Raw genomic sequence first — 16,528 nt, forward strand, 5'->3', positions numbered from 1 at the left:
CCCCTACCGGCGGAGCTCGTGTCGATAATAGGTTTCCAGGCATAGCGTGGCCATCGCGGTGGTGTAGACCGTGCCGCCGTAGCCACCCCATAAACTGGTGTCCGGCCAACTGCCATCCTGACGCTGCGTGGCCAATAGACGCTGTTTCATCGCGGCATTCCAAGTTTGCCAGGCGTCGTCTTGCCGTTGGTGGAGGGCGAGTGAAGCGTAGTACCAAAAGTAGTAGTTATCAGGTCCAACCTGCTGGCCAGGGAGCGAGGCGAGCAGAACGGCTTCGGCTTCGCGGATAGCATCCTCGTGCACTTTCTCGCCCAGTAACAACCGTATCGCGAGCGCTTCGGCGGTCATCGTCGGACTGGTTCGTTCGCCGGGCCGGTAGCTCGCCAGACCGCCGGCTCGCCCGCTGCGCACGGTCGCGAGGAATCGTTCGACGCCACGCTGCATCGACTCCTGGCCATCGAGCGCTCCGGCCCGCCGTGCTCCGTCAATCAACAAGGCTTGCCAACCCAGCTGGCTAAGGTCTCCGGTATCGCCGCGGGTGTAGCGCCATCCGCCCGTGACCGGATGCTGAGTAGATTTTGAGTACGCGATCGCGCGGCGTGTCGCCTCGATCGCGGCGGGGTCTTCCGTCATCGCGGCCGCTTCGGCCAGCGACAGAGATGCCATGGCGTGACAGTAGTGCGCCGCATAGACCGAGGCATCACCCGCCAACGATCCATCGTCACGTTGTCGACCGAGCAGATAGACTAAGCCGCGGTAGACCGAATCAGTGTAGTCGCCCGATTGATGGGTATTGCCCGCCCCGAGCAGCGAGAGCAGAGCCAAACCAGTCAGCCCCGTCTCAGCGCGCTTGCCAGCTCCACCACGTTCCAAACCCAGCGGTGCTCGCTCACGACCGGCACCGCTGGAGAGTGGATCCCATGCGCCGTCGGCGCGTTGCTGTTCGGTCAGAAAACGAAGCGCCGCTGCGACAGCGGCTTCGGTACTCGCGTCCCCACCCGTCGCCTCGATCGCTTCGGTTTTCGCGGCCCCCTGCCGGGCAGCAAAATCGGAGTCGATTTCGCCCGGGATCAATGCCTTGGCAGCCGCAGTCGCTTTCGCCTCGTCGACCGGTCGATCCACCGTCGCCACTTTCTCAGCCGGAGGTGAGGGGGGGGGTTCGGCAGGCGGTTCCTCGACGGGGGGAGCCAGCGTTTGCGCTAACCAATCACCGAGTGCGTCGTCGAGGTCACTCCCCGCATCCGCAGGCGTTTGAATCGTTGCCGATGCCAGCGTGGTGGGCATCAGGTCACGGTAGGTTTCCGCGACTGTAGCGGCAGGCGGCCCATCAACAGGATCGCTCTCATCATCGCCCGCGGGCTCAGCGGGCTCGGCAAGCTCCGCGATGGGCAGCGCTAACGCCAGCGGCGAAATCGCCGAAGCACTCTCGTCACTGTCGCTATCCCCGTTGTCATTTTCGTCAGCCGCAATGTCTGCCGCCGTGAGACTCGGGTCAAAGACCGCAACGGATACCTGGCCACTGCCCGCTTCGACGTCTTGATCGTCCATTCGGCCGCTGCCCGAGAAGAACATGGACATCCGTGGGACATAGACGAGCATCGCCGCGTGCAGACCGATCGAGACCAGCAAACAGATTACCGCCGCGGCGCGCCCACTGCTTTTGCGGCGACGCAAAAGCATCACCGTCGCCACCAGCAAGCCGACCGCGAGCAGCGCGATCAAACGAACGGCAGTCGGGTTATGCCAGAACAAGTCCTCATGGAGAAACGGAGTATTCACGTTGATCGCTCGCTACCTCCGTTTAGTGGCCACCCCAATTTGCTCAACACCCGACGCACGGACCATTTGCAGGACTCCGGCAACTTCGCCATATGGAATACTGTCATCAGCGCGAACGGCGACCTTGAGTGCGGGGTAACTACTGTGCTGGGAACGCAAGACATGGGTGAGTTGATCTGGTGAAACGGCCGCTCCGTCGAGCGTGAGTGTGCCCTCGGCAGTGAACTCGACGATGCGTTCATCGGGAAGCCGCGCCATCGAGTTCATTTGCCCGACGCTCGGCACGTTGACTTGCAAATGGCTCTCGCCATTGTCGAGTTTGCTACCGACCATGAAAAAGATCACGAGCAGGAACACGACATCAATCATTGGCGTCAGGTTAATCGTTACCGCTTCGGGATTGGAACGTCGTATCATCTAAGCGGCTTTGCGTTTGCGTGGAGCGCGACCTGCACCGGAGTTCTCCAGCCCCTCGGCGGAGATACAATCGATCACTCGCTGACAGAGTTTGTCGATCTCGCCGAGATAACGATCGGACTTGGCACTGAAGTACATGTAGGCAAGGTACGCGGGAATCGCCACACTCAAGCCACCGGCTGTCGTCATCAGTGCTGTGCTGATGCCAGCGGCGAGCAGATCGCTCTGCCCACCACTTTGGGAACCCAGATTTTCAAATGCTTCAATCATCCCCAGCACGGTGCCGAGTAATCCGATCAGCGGCGTGACGTTGCTGATCGCGTGGAAGACACGCAGGAATCGACGCAGGGATTCACCAACGCGGTCACCTGCGTCAATGACGGCTTGTTCAATTTCCATCATCGGACGCCCCCAACGCCGCACGGCAGCATGAAAGACTTCCGCAACGGGACAATCGAATTCATCGCAAATCGACGTGGCTTCTTCGTAACTCAATTGGCCGTCTTCAACGCATTCGGTAAAGCGTCGTACGAATGGCTTGGGAATCACGCGTGATCGCCGCAGGGCGATTGTGCGTTCAAGCGACAGACCGATCACGATCAAAGAGGCGATCGCCAGTGGGATCATCAGCCAGCCGCCCTCGCTGATTTTACGAATCATGGCGGGCGTTTCCCAGGACGATGCCTCCTCCGTATCGGGCTCGGCTGCCGCCTCTGCAGGCGCCGCAGGAATCGAAAACTGGTTCGCCGTTGCCGTGTTCGCCTGAGGTGCTGCTGCGATCCGTGCGACGGGCCCCGAGGACGGGCCGAAGCCTGTCCCACCCGAATATCCGTTGGACGGGGATGTGTTTTGGAATCCGCCTTGGTTGTATCCGTAGGGTGTTCCAGAGCCCTGCACCTGTGCCGTCGCCGTCGTCGTCACTGCGGTCATCCCGACCAGGAGCAACACGACAGCGCCGCAACGTGCGGAAAGGGGCGTGCGTCGTACCGTCAGGGAAGAGAGTCGAGGGTATATCATCGTCGTATCGTGCCTGTGGACGAAGTGCCGTCGGTCGTCAGGGCGGCCAAGCGGCGACGAGCGCCGCTGGCGTGTGGCGAATCACCGAACCGGCTAACGAGTGCTGAATAACAAATGGTTGCCTCGCGTGTCCTCCCCAAATTCTCAAACGATTTGCCCGCCTGCACGAGAGCGGCGGCGGTCCATTGATCACAGTCGCCGATCGCTTCAACTTGGCGATACGCGGCAATGGCTTCCGAAAATTTCTCCTGCATGAAAAACGTCTCGCCAATCATCCATTGAGCGCGCCCTCGCAAATTCGTATCGGCGCCGCTCGAACGGACAATTTGCTCGAGTAACGCCCGGCCGCGATCAAAACGCAATTGCCGAATCTCGAGATTGGCTGTCAATAAATTCGTCATCGCAACGCCACCCGACGACTCGCCCGCTCGTTCCGCCTGCATCGCGACGGCACGAGCAGCGGCAATGCGGATATCCGCCTGGGCAATGGATCCCACCTCGGCCGCTGTTTCAGCCAACCTCAACAGTGTCGCGAAATCATCGGCACCACCGTCATCGACGATGCGTTCCCAAAGTCTCAACGAGCGTTTTGTTTTGCCGCTCTGCAAGAGTGCCTCGGCGAACAACCGTTCGACATGCAAAGACCGACCGCGAGCGGCAGCAGCCTGTTTAGCCGCCTCTGTGTTTTGAGGTTCATCTAAACCGGGTTCATCTTCGGCAGCCATTGCCAGCATGGACCATTGACCGGTACGTCCTGCCCAGCGGCAGGCGGCTTCACGAACGGGACCTGTGATCAAGATGCCCGATTTCTCTTGCATCGTTGCACTGAGACTGTCGGGATCGCTGAGGCTCTCATCTCGCGCCGACAACCACCTCATCGCGATCCGCTGAGCGGCCGCTGAATGACCGCTTTGCTGCAGATGCTCGAGGACGTGGGTCGCGACTTTCCCCTGTTCATCGATCAACGCCAAGGCGGTCGCGTATGCGGTTTCCGCTTCGGGATCGCCCGCGGTCGCCGAGGCGAGCACCCCAGTTTGTAGCACATCGAGATTCCCCGCTGTGATGGGTGACATCAGCACATATTGAGATCGCTCAATTAAATACGTCTGCAGTGATTCGGATTGCTTGAGATCCGATGCGCACGCTGTCTTGACGGCTTCACAGGCCGCCGAGGTGCGCGGATGTCGGCGCAGTAATTCTGTCCGAGTTGATTCAGCACCCTCCAGATCGTTGAGGCGAGTCTGGCAATTCAACTTCAGTAAAAACGCTGACGCAGCGTCGGAATGCTTGGGATGATGCTGTAAGAAATCCTCGACGGCCGCAAGCGATTTCTCAAGATGATCGGGTTTGCCGCTCTCTTCGGCAGCCATCACGAGTGTCCATGCGTAGCCCAGTCGTGCTGTGGCGATATCCACCCCAACCTGTCGCGAGGGATGCTTCTCGAACATTTCGATGGCGAGCCGGTATGCCTTCCCGGCGGTGAGCTTGTCGTTGCTATCGAGTGCTCCTGCGGCAATGGCGAGCAGCGTGTCTCCGGTACGGCTAATGATGGCCGCCTCGTTCGCCGACTCTGCCGCGAGCGCCGACCAACGCAGAGCGTCGGCATGACGTCCGCAGGCTGTGAGCGAGGACGCCGAGGCATTCCAAATGACCGCGGCTTTCTCGCCGGGCAGTCCCTCCGTGTCATTATCAACGAGGCGTTCACTGATCGCCGAGGCGGTGTGATAGATTTCCGCGGCCTCCTCGCGTCGCTGCTCTTGCTCGCACCGTCTGGCAATACGAACGACCGCGGCAAGCGAGCGCAGGGTCGGCTGATCACGCAGGTCGAGCGAGGAGACTGCGGCGATGGCAACGTCGAGGTCGTCACTGCCGACAGCTTCCTCCGGACTTAGAATCGCCTCAGTCGGCTCGTCGGCAGCAACTGCCCACGAGCACGTCGGTAGCAATACCACCAGGGCGAGCATCGCAGATAGCAACCCACCACTCCGCCTTGGATTGCCACCACAAAACTGCCTACGCACGCGCAGCCTCGATGCTGCCGAGATGCAGTCGGGATGCCTATGCCAGAGGAAGTTGGGGTGACCGAGCGTCGAGTCGTCCGTCCGCGCCATCGTGATTACTCGCCGGGAGAAAAGAAGTCTATCGTCTGTGGGTTCAGGCAGCGGCTTTGGCAGCGACTGCGTAGAACGATCCGATCGCTTCGACCACACGGCACTGTTCGGCTTCTGTCAAAGAGGGGAACACCGGAAGGTTGAGCACCTCGCGGCTGGCCCGTTCCGTTTCCGACAATCCGTTGTGCCGGAATTCCAGATTTTGAAAGCATTCTTGTTCATGCATCGGGACCGGATAGTAAATCTCGGATCCAATGTTGCGTTCGGCTAAGAAGCTACGCAATTGATCACGGCGTCCGCCACCGATGCGAAGTGCGTACTGGTTCCACACATGGAACGCATTTTCGTCGCGAACCGGCAGGGTAATCGCATCGTTGTCAATCACGCCCGCGTCCTGCAGGAGACGGTCGTAGCGTGCGGCGACTTCCGTGCGTGCGTCAATGGCGTCGCCGAGATGGCGAAGTTTGACTCGCAAGATAGCCGCTTGGAACGTGTCGAGCCGGCTGTTGATTCCCACGACTTGATGGTAGTAACGAGGCCGCATGCCGTGACCGGCAAACAATCGCAATCGATCGGCCAGTCCTGCGTCAACGGTTGTGATCATGCCTCCATCGCCCATGCCGCCAAGATTTTTGGTGGGGTAGAAACTGAAACAGCCGATCGCACCCCAGCTGCCGGCGGGGCGGGAATGGTATGCCGCACCGATAGCTTGAGCGGCGTCTTCAACCACTGGAATGTCATGCTCACCGGCAATCTGACAGATGCGATCAATTTGGGCGCATTGCCCGAACAGGTGAACGGGGATGATGGCTTTGGTGTGCGCGCCAATCAAGGACTCGATGGAATCAGGGTCGATGTTAAACGTTCCCGGCAAGATGTCAGCAAACACCGGCGTCGCACCGAGCCGGGTGATGCAACTCACCGAAGCAAAGAACGTGAACGACGGCACAATGACTTCGTCGCCAGGTCCAATGTTCAGCGCCATCAGAGCAAGCAGCAGCGCATCGCTTCCCGAAGCACAGCCAATCGCATTGGGGACTTGGCAATAGCCTGCCAGTTCGCACTCGAGTTCGGTCACGTCGGGACCGAATAAAAATCGACCGCTATCAACCACATCGGTCAACGCTTCGATGAATTCCTCGCGGTGTGGCCCATTGTCACGATTGACATCAAGGAGTGGCACGCCGGCGGGATTTGGTTTGGTTTGGGGCTGTTGGGCCATGAGAGTCATCATCCGTGAAATTGAGCGAGGAAAACCCGAAATTCCATTTTCGGCTTGCTCATGCGACTGCGGTAGCCGTGAGCACTCAAGATCATGTGTACGACTCTCCGGCATCATGGGTCAAGAGAAAAATAGGGTAATCTGGGCTGCTCAAATTTGTTGGTCTCTGCCGTATCTGCATTTCGCAATTTCATTCCGAACGCTAGCAGAATCACCAAGCTCCCCCCCCCTCTCCGGAACCAATGCGTCGATCAATCACTGACGAGATACCTCACCACCCCAGCGACTCAATATGAGAGAATATGAGGGACAGAGCTTGACACCGAGGTATTTGACTTATCCCAACACGAGGTATAGCCTTCATTAGATGAGTTTGCCGGTTCTCTTCCCTCGAGAGGTGAGAGAATATGAGGGACAGAGCTTGACACCGAGGTATTTGACTTATCCCAACACGAGGTATAGCCTTCATTAGATGAGTTTGCCGGTTCTCTTCCCTCGAGAGGTGTGAGATGGTTCGCTTGGCGCGGAGTGAAGTGTTTGATCCTGATGAGGTGGTCATCGGGCATGTCATTTCAAGGACATGCCGTCGCTGCTACCTCCTCGGAAACGATGAGTTTTCCGGGAAAAACTTCGATCACCGCAAGGTCTGGATCGAAGAGTACTTGCAGCAATTTGCCGCCTGTTTTGGGATCGACCTGCTGGCGTTCTCGATTCTTTCGAACCATTTTCATCTGATTTTAAGATCCCGGCCCGATGTGGTGGCGACTTGGAACGATGAAGAGGTGGCGCGGCGGTGGTTGATGCTCTGTCCCCATCGCCGTAAAGCGGATGGTTCCCCGATGACGCCATCGCAGCCCGAGATCAAATCGATTGCAGGGTGTCCTATTCGACGTGCCGAAATTCGCAAACGTTTGAGTAGTTTCAGTTGGTGGATGCGGTTGCTGTGCCAGCGTGTGGCAATGCGGGCAAATAGGGAGGAAGAGGAAAACGGGAGGTTTTTCCAAGATCGGTACCGGGCGACCCGGTTGGCCGATGAGGCCTCGCTGCTGGCCTGCGCCGCCTATGTGGACTTGAACCCGATCCGAGCAGCGATCTGCGAGACGATCGAGCAGAGCGATCACACATCGGTACAAAGACGAATCGGTGCGTTGGTGGAAGCGGTACCCGGGGAAAATCCGGGGCGGGTAGAAGACGGTGGCGGTGGGGAGACTCGGGACGGGCGGAGTCGTCGGCCGACAATGCTGGGCGATGAGTTTCTGTCGCCGCTAACGATCGACGAGGCATCGGATCCAGTGGGTCCGTGTGCGAGCGAGTCGGGCAGACGGTGTAGCGACAAGGGATTTTTGGCGATGCCGCTGGAGAGATACCTGGAGCTGCTGGACTGGACGGCGAGACAGGTGGCCCCTGGCAAGAGTGGTTGCACGCCGAAGACGCTCTCACCGGTGCTGGTCCGCCTGGGGCTCGATGCGGAGACCTGGTGTGAAGTGGTCCGAGATTTCGGGAAGTTGTTCTGTAGCGTGGCCGGACGGCCTGAGTGCGTCGATTCGATGCGCTGTCATCGGACGCAGCGGCGGTATCATCTGCGCCGCCGAGCCCGCGCGTTGCTGACGGCCGCGGATTAGTTGCGACTTTCGATACCTCCGAAGTGGTGGTTGCGATGGCCCAGCGATGAAGGTGCGCGCCCGGCTGGCTGCTTGAGCACCTATTCGGCGTCAATGGCGATTTGAGAACGAAAAACGCACGTCTACCCAGCTGCTGGGAAGCTAGATCCGGCGGGCCGCACCAAACTAAATAAAATTCGATGCGTTGAAAAAATGCTCTGTCCCCATAGTTGTCCCTTGAAAAAATGCTCTGTCCCCATAGTTGTCCCGTAATGAAATGCTCTGTCCCCGTAATTGTTCCTCCGACGCGGCAGAACAACTCGTTCTTTTTTTTGTTATACTGCGTAGCATGAATCCGGGGCCTTCCACCTCGCTTCCCCTTCCACGCTTGATCTTGCGTAAACACCTCCACGAAAGCAGAAATCAATGATCGATCAGCCCAAGCAAATTCAACCCCCTAATCGTCGCCAGGTACTTCGAGGTGCGGCAGGGTTCGCATTGTCGGCAGGTGTCTGGAGTAGCGTAGCGGCGGAACCGTCGAAGTCTGCAAACGACAAACTGAAAATATTATGCGTGGGAACGGCCAATCGGGCTTCTGCCAATGTCAACGGCGTTCAGTCGCAGGACATCATCGGGCTCTGCGATGTGGACCAGAACTACTTGGACCGAGCGTCATCCCAGTTCAAAGACGCGGCGACGTTCAATGATTATCGCGAAATGATTGATGCGAAAGCGGACGAGGCGGATGCGATCGTGATCGCCACGGCCGACCACAATCACGCACCTGCGGCGATTCGCGGCATCAAGGCGGGGCTGCATTGCTATTGCGAGAAACCCCTGACACACACCGTCGAAGAGGCCCGCATCATCGCGACGACGGCCAAGAAGATGGGCGTCGTCACGCAGATGGGGACACAGATTCATGCTGAAAACAACTACCGACGTGTTGTCGAAATCGTTCGAGCTGGGGTGCTCGGCGACATCAAGGAAGTCCACGTTTGGGTTGGCAAGGGCTGGGGCGGTGGTGAACTGCCGAAAGAAACGAGCGCTCCACCGGCCCACTTGAGCTGGGACCTGTGGCTCGGGCCAGCACCGGAACGCCCCTACGCCGCAGGTCGTTATCACCCCGCACAGTGGCGTCGGTGGTGGACCTTCGGGCAGGGAACCCTCGGCGACATGGGGTGCCATTATATGGATTTGCCGTTCTGGGCATTGGATCTGAAACACCCGGTTTCGTGCGAAGCCGAAGGAGCTGAGGTTCATCCCGAGACGTGCCCGTTAGGCCTGATCGTTCGATATAAGTTCCCCTCGCGTGGAACCCTGCCACCGGTCAACCTGACTTGGTACGACGGAAATCTCACGCCGAAGGAAGTCGCGGGCGAACGGGTGCCGGGCAGCGGCGTGATGTTCGTTGGCACCGAGGGCAACTTGTATGCGAACTACAGCAACTACAAGCTGTTCCCGAAAGAGAAATTCGCTGATTTCCAGCCCCCCGAAGAAACGATCCCGAACTCGATCGGTCATCACGCCGAGTGGATCCAAGCGTGCAAAGACGGCTCCCCAACGACGTGTAACTTCGACTATTCCGGAGCACTGACGGAATCGGTGTTGCTCGGCAATGTTGCTTATCGAACCGGAAAACAACTCGACTGGGACGGCGAGAATCTCAAAGCGACCAACTGCCCCGAAGCGGATCAGTATCTACGCAAAGAGTATCGCGACGGCTGGGAAGTAAAAGCGTAGCCGCTGCCCAATGTGGAGTAACGGGCGGTGCTCAAACCGTGAAAAAGACGAGACGAAGCGCTGCTTGTTAACTCCCTGCCTCCCATCTTCCTGTCCAATTCCTGTATGTGATTTTGGACAGGAAGATGTTTCGATTCCGATTCCGATTCCGCTGCCCCCCATCCCACCCACAGACCTCAGAGAGATTCACTTGCGCTACACCCTTCGATCGAAATCAAGCTACCTCCTCGGCTTGATCATTTTTGTTTCCGGTTGCGGCTCGCGTGATGATCGATCCACGACTGACAAGTCGCTGGAGTCCCCTTCCATCTCAGAAGAAGCTGCGGTTGTAGAAACGACACCGCAGTCGGTAAAACCCTCGGATCCTCCCGCCGCAGTCTCCAAGGTGGAAGCACTCAACGGTAAGTTGCGGCGTGATGGCAATGGGCAAATCATCGAGGTCGACCTGAGGGGAACCGATGTCAGCGACGATGGGTTGCAAGCATTGGCTGATTTACCACGATTGCGTTCGCTGCTGCTCGCCGAGACGGCGATCACCAACCAAGGACTGTCCCACGTCGGTAAGATCCAGTCGCTCGAGAACATCGACCTGCGTGATTGCGCGATCGGCGATGATGGATTGGCTCACTTGACCAACCTAACGAAACTCAAAGCACTGCGACTTTCGGGAAAAAGCGGTGACTGCGACGTCAGCGACGACGGGATGGTAAGCGTCGCCAAGCTGAAAAACTTGAAAGTGCTTGCTGTGGATTTCTTATGGGTGAGTGAAGCAGGACTGCAAGAAATTAGCAGTCTTCAAAACCTCCAAGAACTTTACATGGCGGGGACGACCATTGGTGATGAAGCGATTGAGGTGATGGCCGCGTTCCCCAATCTCAAGAAACTGCGCATTGCAGGTACGGGTATTGGCGCCGAGGGCATGAAATCACTTCCCAAATTGACTCAGCTGGAAGAACTGGATCTAAGTGAGTGTTCGCAAATTTCCGATGACGCGATGCCACCTTTGGCTGAGATGAATTCGCTTAAGAAACTGAATGTGTGGCGTCTGAACATTTCCGATGCGGGAATCGAACCCATCAAAAATCTCACGAATTTGCAGTCGGTCAATCTGGACAACACACGATTGTCTGATGCGGGGCTGCCCTTTCTGAGCGGCTTGAATCAATTGACGTTTTTGCACCTCGGCTCGACGCTGATCACTGACGCCGGCCTCCCGAACCTCGAAGGCTTGAAGGCACTCAAGGATTTGAAACTGACTCGTACCGCAGTCACCGAGGAAGGGGTTGCTGAACTAGCGAAGAAACTGCCCGAGACGGACATCCAGCTGAAGTACATCGCTGGACAGTAGCGACGAAAGTCAAACGACTCAGTATCAAACATTGGCAGCAAAACCCTTGGGCTCATCCGACAGACGGATGAGCCCTCTGATTCGCCGCCTTGATGCCGTGGCGGGGCAGGCTGTTGATTCAGCGGAAGTTTGACCGGCAACCGCGAGCCGAATGCACTAAGGCAGCGGGCAACGCGAGCTACCCGGCCGCTCATGCGACTTGGCCCATGAAATCAACACGCCGCTAGGCGTTCAATTCGCTGTCGAACGCTTCGCGACCGACCGCTCTGCGCGCGGCAACCTTGACGGTGTTTTGGCCCGTCAGATCGCCCCACCGAATCTGCCGAAGAGGCAAATGATTTTTCGGTGGATGCACCTGCCGCGATGATGTCATGTGGCTCGATTCGCGTTCAAGCGACTGCTGAGCGGGCTAAAGAAGCGACACGTATTGCTTTTCGAATTCCAACCTTTGCCACTGTTCTTTGCTGGGCATTCGGGTAGAGTCGGATGGCGAGTGTGGACGACGTTGTCGCCATCGTGCGGCGACCGGGTACTCTCGCTGGGGCGATTCGGATCTTTTACGATCGGTCTGGCGGTGCCCCTTCGTCGTTCCAACAAACTGGGGATCAGTCGATATGGTGCGCGGAGATCAAAGGCGGGTTCGCTGGTGGGAAAGCGGGGTGATTTATCAGGTTTACCCCCGATCGTTTCAGGATAGCGATGCCGACGGCGTGGGTGATCTTGCCGGCATCGAGTCGCGGTTGGATTACCTTGCTGGCTTGGGAGTCGATGCGCTCTGGCTATCACCGATTTTCCCCTCGCCGATGGCGGATTTTGGATACGACATCGCTGACTATTGCGGCATTGATCCCATATTCGGCGATCTTGCGGGGTTCGACCGATTACTTTCCGCCGTCCACGCGCGGGGGCTCAGGTTGCTGCTCGATTTTGTCCCCAATCATACGTCTGACCAACACCCTTGGTTTGTTGAAAGTCGGGCATCCCGCGAGAGCCCGAAGCGTGATTGGTACATTTGGCGTGACCCGGCACCCAATGGCGGGCCGCCGAACAACTGGATCAGCGACTTTGGCGGCTCGGCTTGGGAATGGGACGAGGCGACTGAGCAGTATTACCTTCACGCGTTCCTGAAGTCACAGCCCGACCTCAATTGGCGTTCGTCCGATGTTCGCGAAGCGATGATGGCGGTGCTGCGATTCTGGTTTGACCGCGGCGTCGATGGGTTTCGGATCGACGTGCTGTGGCACATCGTCAAAGCCGAGTCACTGCCCGACAATCCGATCAATCCGGACTGGCAGCCCGGCCGCACCCAGCGTGACCAGCTGATCCAGTTCCACTCGACGGACCAGCCCGAAGCGCACGCAATCTCTGCTGAGTTCCGCGCCCTGGCCGACAGCTACGGCGACCGCGTTCTGGTCGGCGAGATCGCTTTGCCGAATGATCGCCTCGCCCGATGGTACGGCACGCCAGATCGCCCTGAAGTGCACCTGCCGTTCAATTTCCAGTTGATCGAAAACGCCTGGGATGCCGCTGAGCTCAGGCGAACGATTGCCGACTATGAGTCTTCGCTTCCGGAATTCGGCTGGCCCAACTGGGTGATGGGAAGCCATGACGCTGCGCGGATCGCATCGCGAGTCGGCGAGGCGCAAGCACGCGTTGCCGCGATGCTGCTCCTGACCCTTCGGGGCACGCCAACGCTATACCAGGGCGACGAAATTGGCATTGGCGAAGTAGCCATTCCACCCGATCGCGTTCGCGACCCCCAGGATTTGCGTCAGCCCGGCCTCGGGATCGGGCGGGATCGTTCGCGCACACCGATACCGTGGGATGCATCGGCCTATGCGGGGTTCAGCACCGTCGATCCGTGGTTACCGCTCAACGAAGACTGGCCGGTGCGCAACATTGCGGTACAGGACACGGACACCAGCTCACTCCTGTCGCTTTACAGGACCCTGCTCGCACTACGGCGTTCCCACGACGCTCTTTCCATCGGAGACATCACTCTCATCGACGCGGCCGAGGACGTGCTGGCCTACCAGCGACGACATGCCGGCGAGTGCTTGCTGATCGTGCTGAACCTCGGCAGCAAGGCGCGACCGTTGATGCTGCCGACCGATACATGCATCGCGGAAGTACTGGCATCGACGCGACTGCCATCAACCGTCGAGTCAACACATCTCGCGATTCGTCCGGTGAACGACATGCTCGCCCCTGACGAGGGCCTCATCCTACGACTGAAAGAGGAACACTGATATGCGAGTCGCGATGTTGGCCCCGATTGCATGGCGCACGCCGCCGAGAACCTACGGCCCTTGGGAGCTCGTCACCAGCATGCTGACCGAGGCGTTGGTTAAGCGTGGCGTTGATGTGACACTGTTTGCGACGCTCGATAGCGTCACGCAGGGGACGCTCGATGGCGTCGTGCCAGCACCGTACAGCGAGGATCCGTCGATCGACGCAAAGGTCTGGGAATTCCGCCATCTGGCCCATCTCTTCGAGCAAGCTGGTCGGTTTGATTTGATTCACAATCAGGCGGACTTTCCCGCGCACGCATTTTCGCGTCTGACCGACACGCCGATCGTGACGACCATCCACGGGTTTTCATCCGACCGCATCCTGCCCATGTATACCGAGTATCAGGACGTGGTCCACTACGTCGCCATCAGCGATGCGGATCGCTATCCAGGCCTTCGCTACGCCTCAACAATTCATCACGGCATTCCTCTCGAGGATTTCCCGTTCAATCCGATAGGTAGCGACGATTTACTCTTCTTCGGGCGTATCCATCCCGACAAGGGCGCGGCGGAAGCGATCGCCGCGGCGCTCGCGAGCGGACGTCATCTACACATGTACGGGATCGTGCAGGACGCTGACTATTTTGAACGGGAAGTCTTGCCCGATGCTGACGGTGTGTCGGTAACGTATCACGGCGTGGTCGGTGGAACGCAGCGTTTAAACGCTCTTGGTAGCGCACGGGCGCTTTTGCATCTCATCAATTTCGACGAGCCCTTTGGGCTTTCGGTCATCGAGGCGATGGCGTGTGGCACGCCCGTCATCGCCTCGCGGCGTGGATCGATGCCCGAGCTGATCGACGATGGCGTCACGGGCTTCCTCGTCGACAGTCTCGCCGAAGCGCATCAGGCAATCGAGCGAATCAACGAAATCGATCGCTCCACCGTTCGTCGCGCCGTGGCGGATCGATTCAGCATCGATCGGATGGCCGACGCCTATCTAACACTGTATCGCCGCATCCTGGGTGTCTAAGCACATCCGATCAAGTCTTTCCGTTTAACCGCCCAGGCATCGCTCCGCACGAGCTGGCGAAAAGCGGCCCGCTGGCCACGCGGTAAAACGAGTGACGCCGAATGATCTCGTGTGATGTCTTTCGCGTCACGACCAGCAACCTGCTACCGCTAATAACTTACTGTCTGAAATTGTGGTCGAACGCTCCGCGGTCGACTCTTCCGACCGCGGAGCGTTCGGCCACTTATTTTCCGCTCGCTCCTAAAATACCGATCGTGCCAGCCGAGACCACTTGACCAACCGGCCGCGACGGGGAACAATCCGCTAAAGTTAGCCTGGGCTAAGTCACTACCCAGGCCATTTTTGACACTCGCAAGTTAGCCAAGGCTAATTCTTGGCGAGCAAATCACTAAGCAGGAGCTTCGCGGTGCAGAGAGAGAAACGACGTCCACCCAACGCGTTCACGTTGGTCGAATTGTTAGTTGTGATTGCGATCATCGGCGTACTGGTCGGATTGCTGCTGCCGGCGGTGCAGGCGGCTCGAGAGGCGGCGCGGCGGATGTCATGCAGTAACCGCCTGCGGCAAGTAGGGTTGGCCAACCAGAATTATCATTCAGCGTTCAATCAGTTTCCGTCGGGATATCGTTCTTTTGCGACGAGCAACGGATCCGCCCCGGCAGCGGTTCAGATGGATCCCGTCACGTGGGACGCCGGCCCCGGGTGGGGCTGGGCGGCGGCGTTATTGCCGTTCGCTGAGGGTTCGGCAGTCGTGAATGGCCTACGGTTCGACCGACCGATCTGGGACCCTGCCAATCAGGCGACGATTGCGACGACGCTACCGATGTTCCTATGCCCCAGTTCAACCGGTGGTGACGCTCCTTTCGAGGTGCAAGATCAATCCGGGCAGCCCTTATTGATCAATGGCCGCGCCCTCCGATTGGGACGTAGCCACTACGTCGCCAGTCATGGTCAAGAGAGCTGCTGGGGTGAATGCGGATCGGCGGCAACCGGAGAGGTTTTTACAAATATCTACACCTCGGAAACAAAAATCGTAAGGATTGATGGTGATGCGGGGCGGGTTGCCGACGGGCCATTCTACCGAAATTCAAGTACCCGGTTTCGAGATGTGCTCGACGGCACGAGCAATACAATCTTTTTCGGCGAGCACAGTTCGACGCTCAGCGAGAAGACTTGGGTGGGCGTCGTCCCAGGTGCCTTCACGCACCCCCAGTTTCATTCGCCTGAAAACGGTCCCGACGCGGCCGCGACGTTGACGCTCGTCCATGCCGGTCCCTCCGGCGGCGAGCTCGACATCACTGGCAGCCCGATTATCCACCCGGTGAATTTTCCGACCTACCACGTCGGGCAGATGTACTCAGAACATCCAGGCGGCGGTTTTGTCGCCATGGGTGATGGATCGGTGCGGTTCGTCACCCATTTCGTAGATCTGATTTTGTGGGCAGAGATTTCCAGCATGGCTGAAGGCGAAGTAATTGATATGGAGCAACTGTGATGAAGACAAAAATTGCTTTCGTCGCGGCCTTAGCGATGATTTCGCTATGGTGGCTGTGGCCGCAAAAAGTAGCGTTGCGTGAGACAGAGTACGATATCGCGATGGCACTCTATCGCGTGTGCAACCAATCGAGCAACGAAGGGCTGGTGAAGATTGAAGCGTTACTGGACGAGCACCAGGACACGGATTCTGATGGCATTGATTCGCCCTTGAAACCCATCGTCGCGACCGCCAAATCGGGTAATTGGCAGGCGGCGGCCCAGGCGTGTCGCCGCATCCTAGACGATCAGGTCGTGCGGTAAAGGGAGCCGAAAGTCAAGGAAATTAATACGGATCATCTGACCGAAGCGTGCGCCGGAGGTTTGGGAGGCATGTCTCAAGTATCCCATGATTTATTTGTGGGATTGGATTGACAGCGTTAGCCTGCCTGCCGGGAAATGAGACTGGGCCTGCCAAGAAAAACGGAGCGAAGCTCTGCAGAGGTGCGGGCTTGGCAAGGGATCTCCCGGTCGATGGTACGCCAATGGTGTTGCCAGT

General features: G+C 58.3%; 12 protein-coding genes. 7 read left to right on the plus strand and 5 right to left on the minus strand.

Annotated features, from left to right (window positions below; translation table 11 throughout):
* Positions 1-3: 3 nt before the first annotated feature.
* From SH410x_RS20305 to SH410x_RS20325, 5 genes are read right to left on the minus strand one after another with little or no spacing between them, the layout of a single operon-like run.
* Entirely contained in the window at positions 4-1,779 is a 1,776-nt protein-coding gene (locus SH410x_RS20305; RefSeq protein ID WP_473670330.1) for a prenyltransferase/squalene oxidase repeat-containing protein, read from the minus strand.
* 12 nt (positions 1,780-1,791) lie between these two features.
* Positions 1,792-2,196, minus strand: coding sequence for an ExbD/TolR family protein (locus tag SH410x_RS20310; protein WP_473670331.1), 405 nt, complete (start codon positions 2,194-2,196; stop codon positions 1,792-1,794).
* Positions 2,197-3,213 carry a MotA/TolQ/ExbB proton channel family protein gene (locus tag SH410x_RS20315; protein WP_473670332.1) on the minus strand — a complete coding sequence of 339 codons (1,017 nt, stop codon included), beginning with the start codon at positions 3,211-3,213 and terminating at the stop codon, positions 2,197-2,199.
* Positions 3,210-5,324, minus strand: a complete 2,115-nt coding sequence (locus SH410x_RS20320; RefSeq protein WP_473670333.1) for a tetratricopeptide repeat protein — start codon at positions 5,322-5,324, stop codon at positions 3,210-3,212. The genes SH410x_RS20315 and SH410x_RS20320 overlap by 4 nt, the downstream gene beginning before the upstream one ends.
* Positions 5,325-5,367: 43 nt before the next feature.
* On the minus strand, positions 5,368-6,546 hold the full coding sequence (locus SH410x_RS20325; RefSeq protein ID WP_473670334.1) for a DegT/DnrJ/EryC1/StrS family aminotransferase: 1,179 nt from the start codon (positions 6,544-6,546) through the stop codon (positions 5,368-5,370).
* Positions 6,547-7,055: 509 nt separating this feature from the next.
* Here SH410x_RS20325 and SH410x_RS20330 point away from each other — a divergent pair.
* The 7 genes from SH410x_RS20330 to SH410x_RS20360 all read left to right on the plus strand — a co-directional run bounded on the left by SH410x_RS20330 (position 7,056) and on the right by SH410x_RS20360 (position 16,293).
* Positions 7,056-8,168, plus strand: a complete 1,113-nt coding sequence (locus tag SH410x_RS20330; RefSeq protein WP_473670335.1) for a transposase — start codon at positions 7,056-7,058, stop codon at positions 8,166-8,168.
* Positions 8,169-8,573: 405 nt separating this feature from the next.
* On the plus strand, positions 8,574-9,890 hold the full coding sequence (locus SH410x_RS20335; protein ID WP_473670336.1) for a Gfo/Idh/MocA family protein: 1,317 nt from the start codon (positions 8,574-8,576) through the stop codon (positions 9,888-9,890).
* Between the two features lie 190 nt (positions 9,891-10,080).
* Positions 10,081-11,238, plus strand: a complete 1,158-nt coding sequence (locus SH410x_RS20340) for a leucine-rich repeat domain-containing protein (protein WP_473670337.1) — start codon at positions 10,081-10,083, stop codon at positions 11,236-11,238.
* Positions 11,239-11,897: 659 nt separating this feature from the next.
* Complete coding sequence (locus tag SH410x_RS20345) at positions 11,898-13,487, plus strand: alpha-amylase family glycosyl hydrolase (RefSeq protein WP_473670338.1); 1,590 nt, start codon at positions 11,898-11,900, stop codon at positions 13,485-13,487.
* A 1-nt stretch (position 13,488) separates the two neighbouring features.
* Positions 13,489-14,499, plus strand: coding sequence for a glycosyltransferase family 4 protein (locus SH410x_RS20350; RefSeq protein WP_473670339.1), 1,011 nt, complete (start codon positions 13,489-13,491; stop codon positions 14,497-14,499).
* Positions 14,500-14,905: 406 nt separating this feature from the next.
* On the plus strand, positions 14,906-15,991 hold the full coding sequence (locus SH410x_RS20355; RefSeq protein ID WP_473670340.1) for a DUF1559 family PulG-like putative transporter: 1,086 nt from the start codon (positions 14,906-14,908) through the stop codon (positions 15,989-15,991).
* Positions 15,991-16,293 (plus strand): hypothetical protein, encoded by a 303-nt coding sequence (locus SH410x_RS20360; protein ID WP_473670341.1) that lies wholly within the window; start codon positions 15,991-15,993, stop codon positions 16,291-16,293. The genes SH410x_RS20355 and SH410x_RS20360 overlap by 1 nt, the downstream gene beginning before the upstream one ends.
* Positions 16,294-16,528: the final 235 nt, after the last annotated feature.

This window comes from Rhodopirellula sp. SH410 (assembly GCF_055811895.1).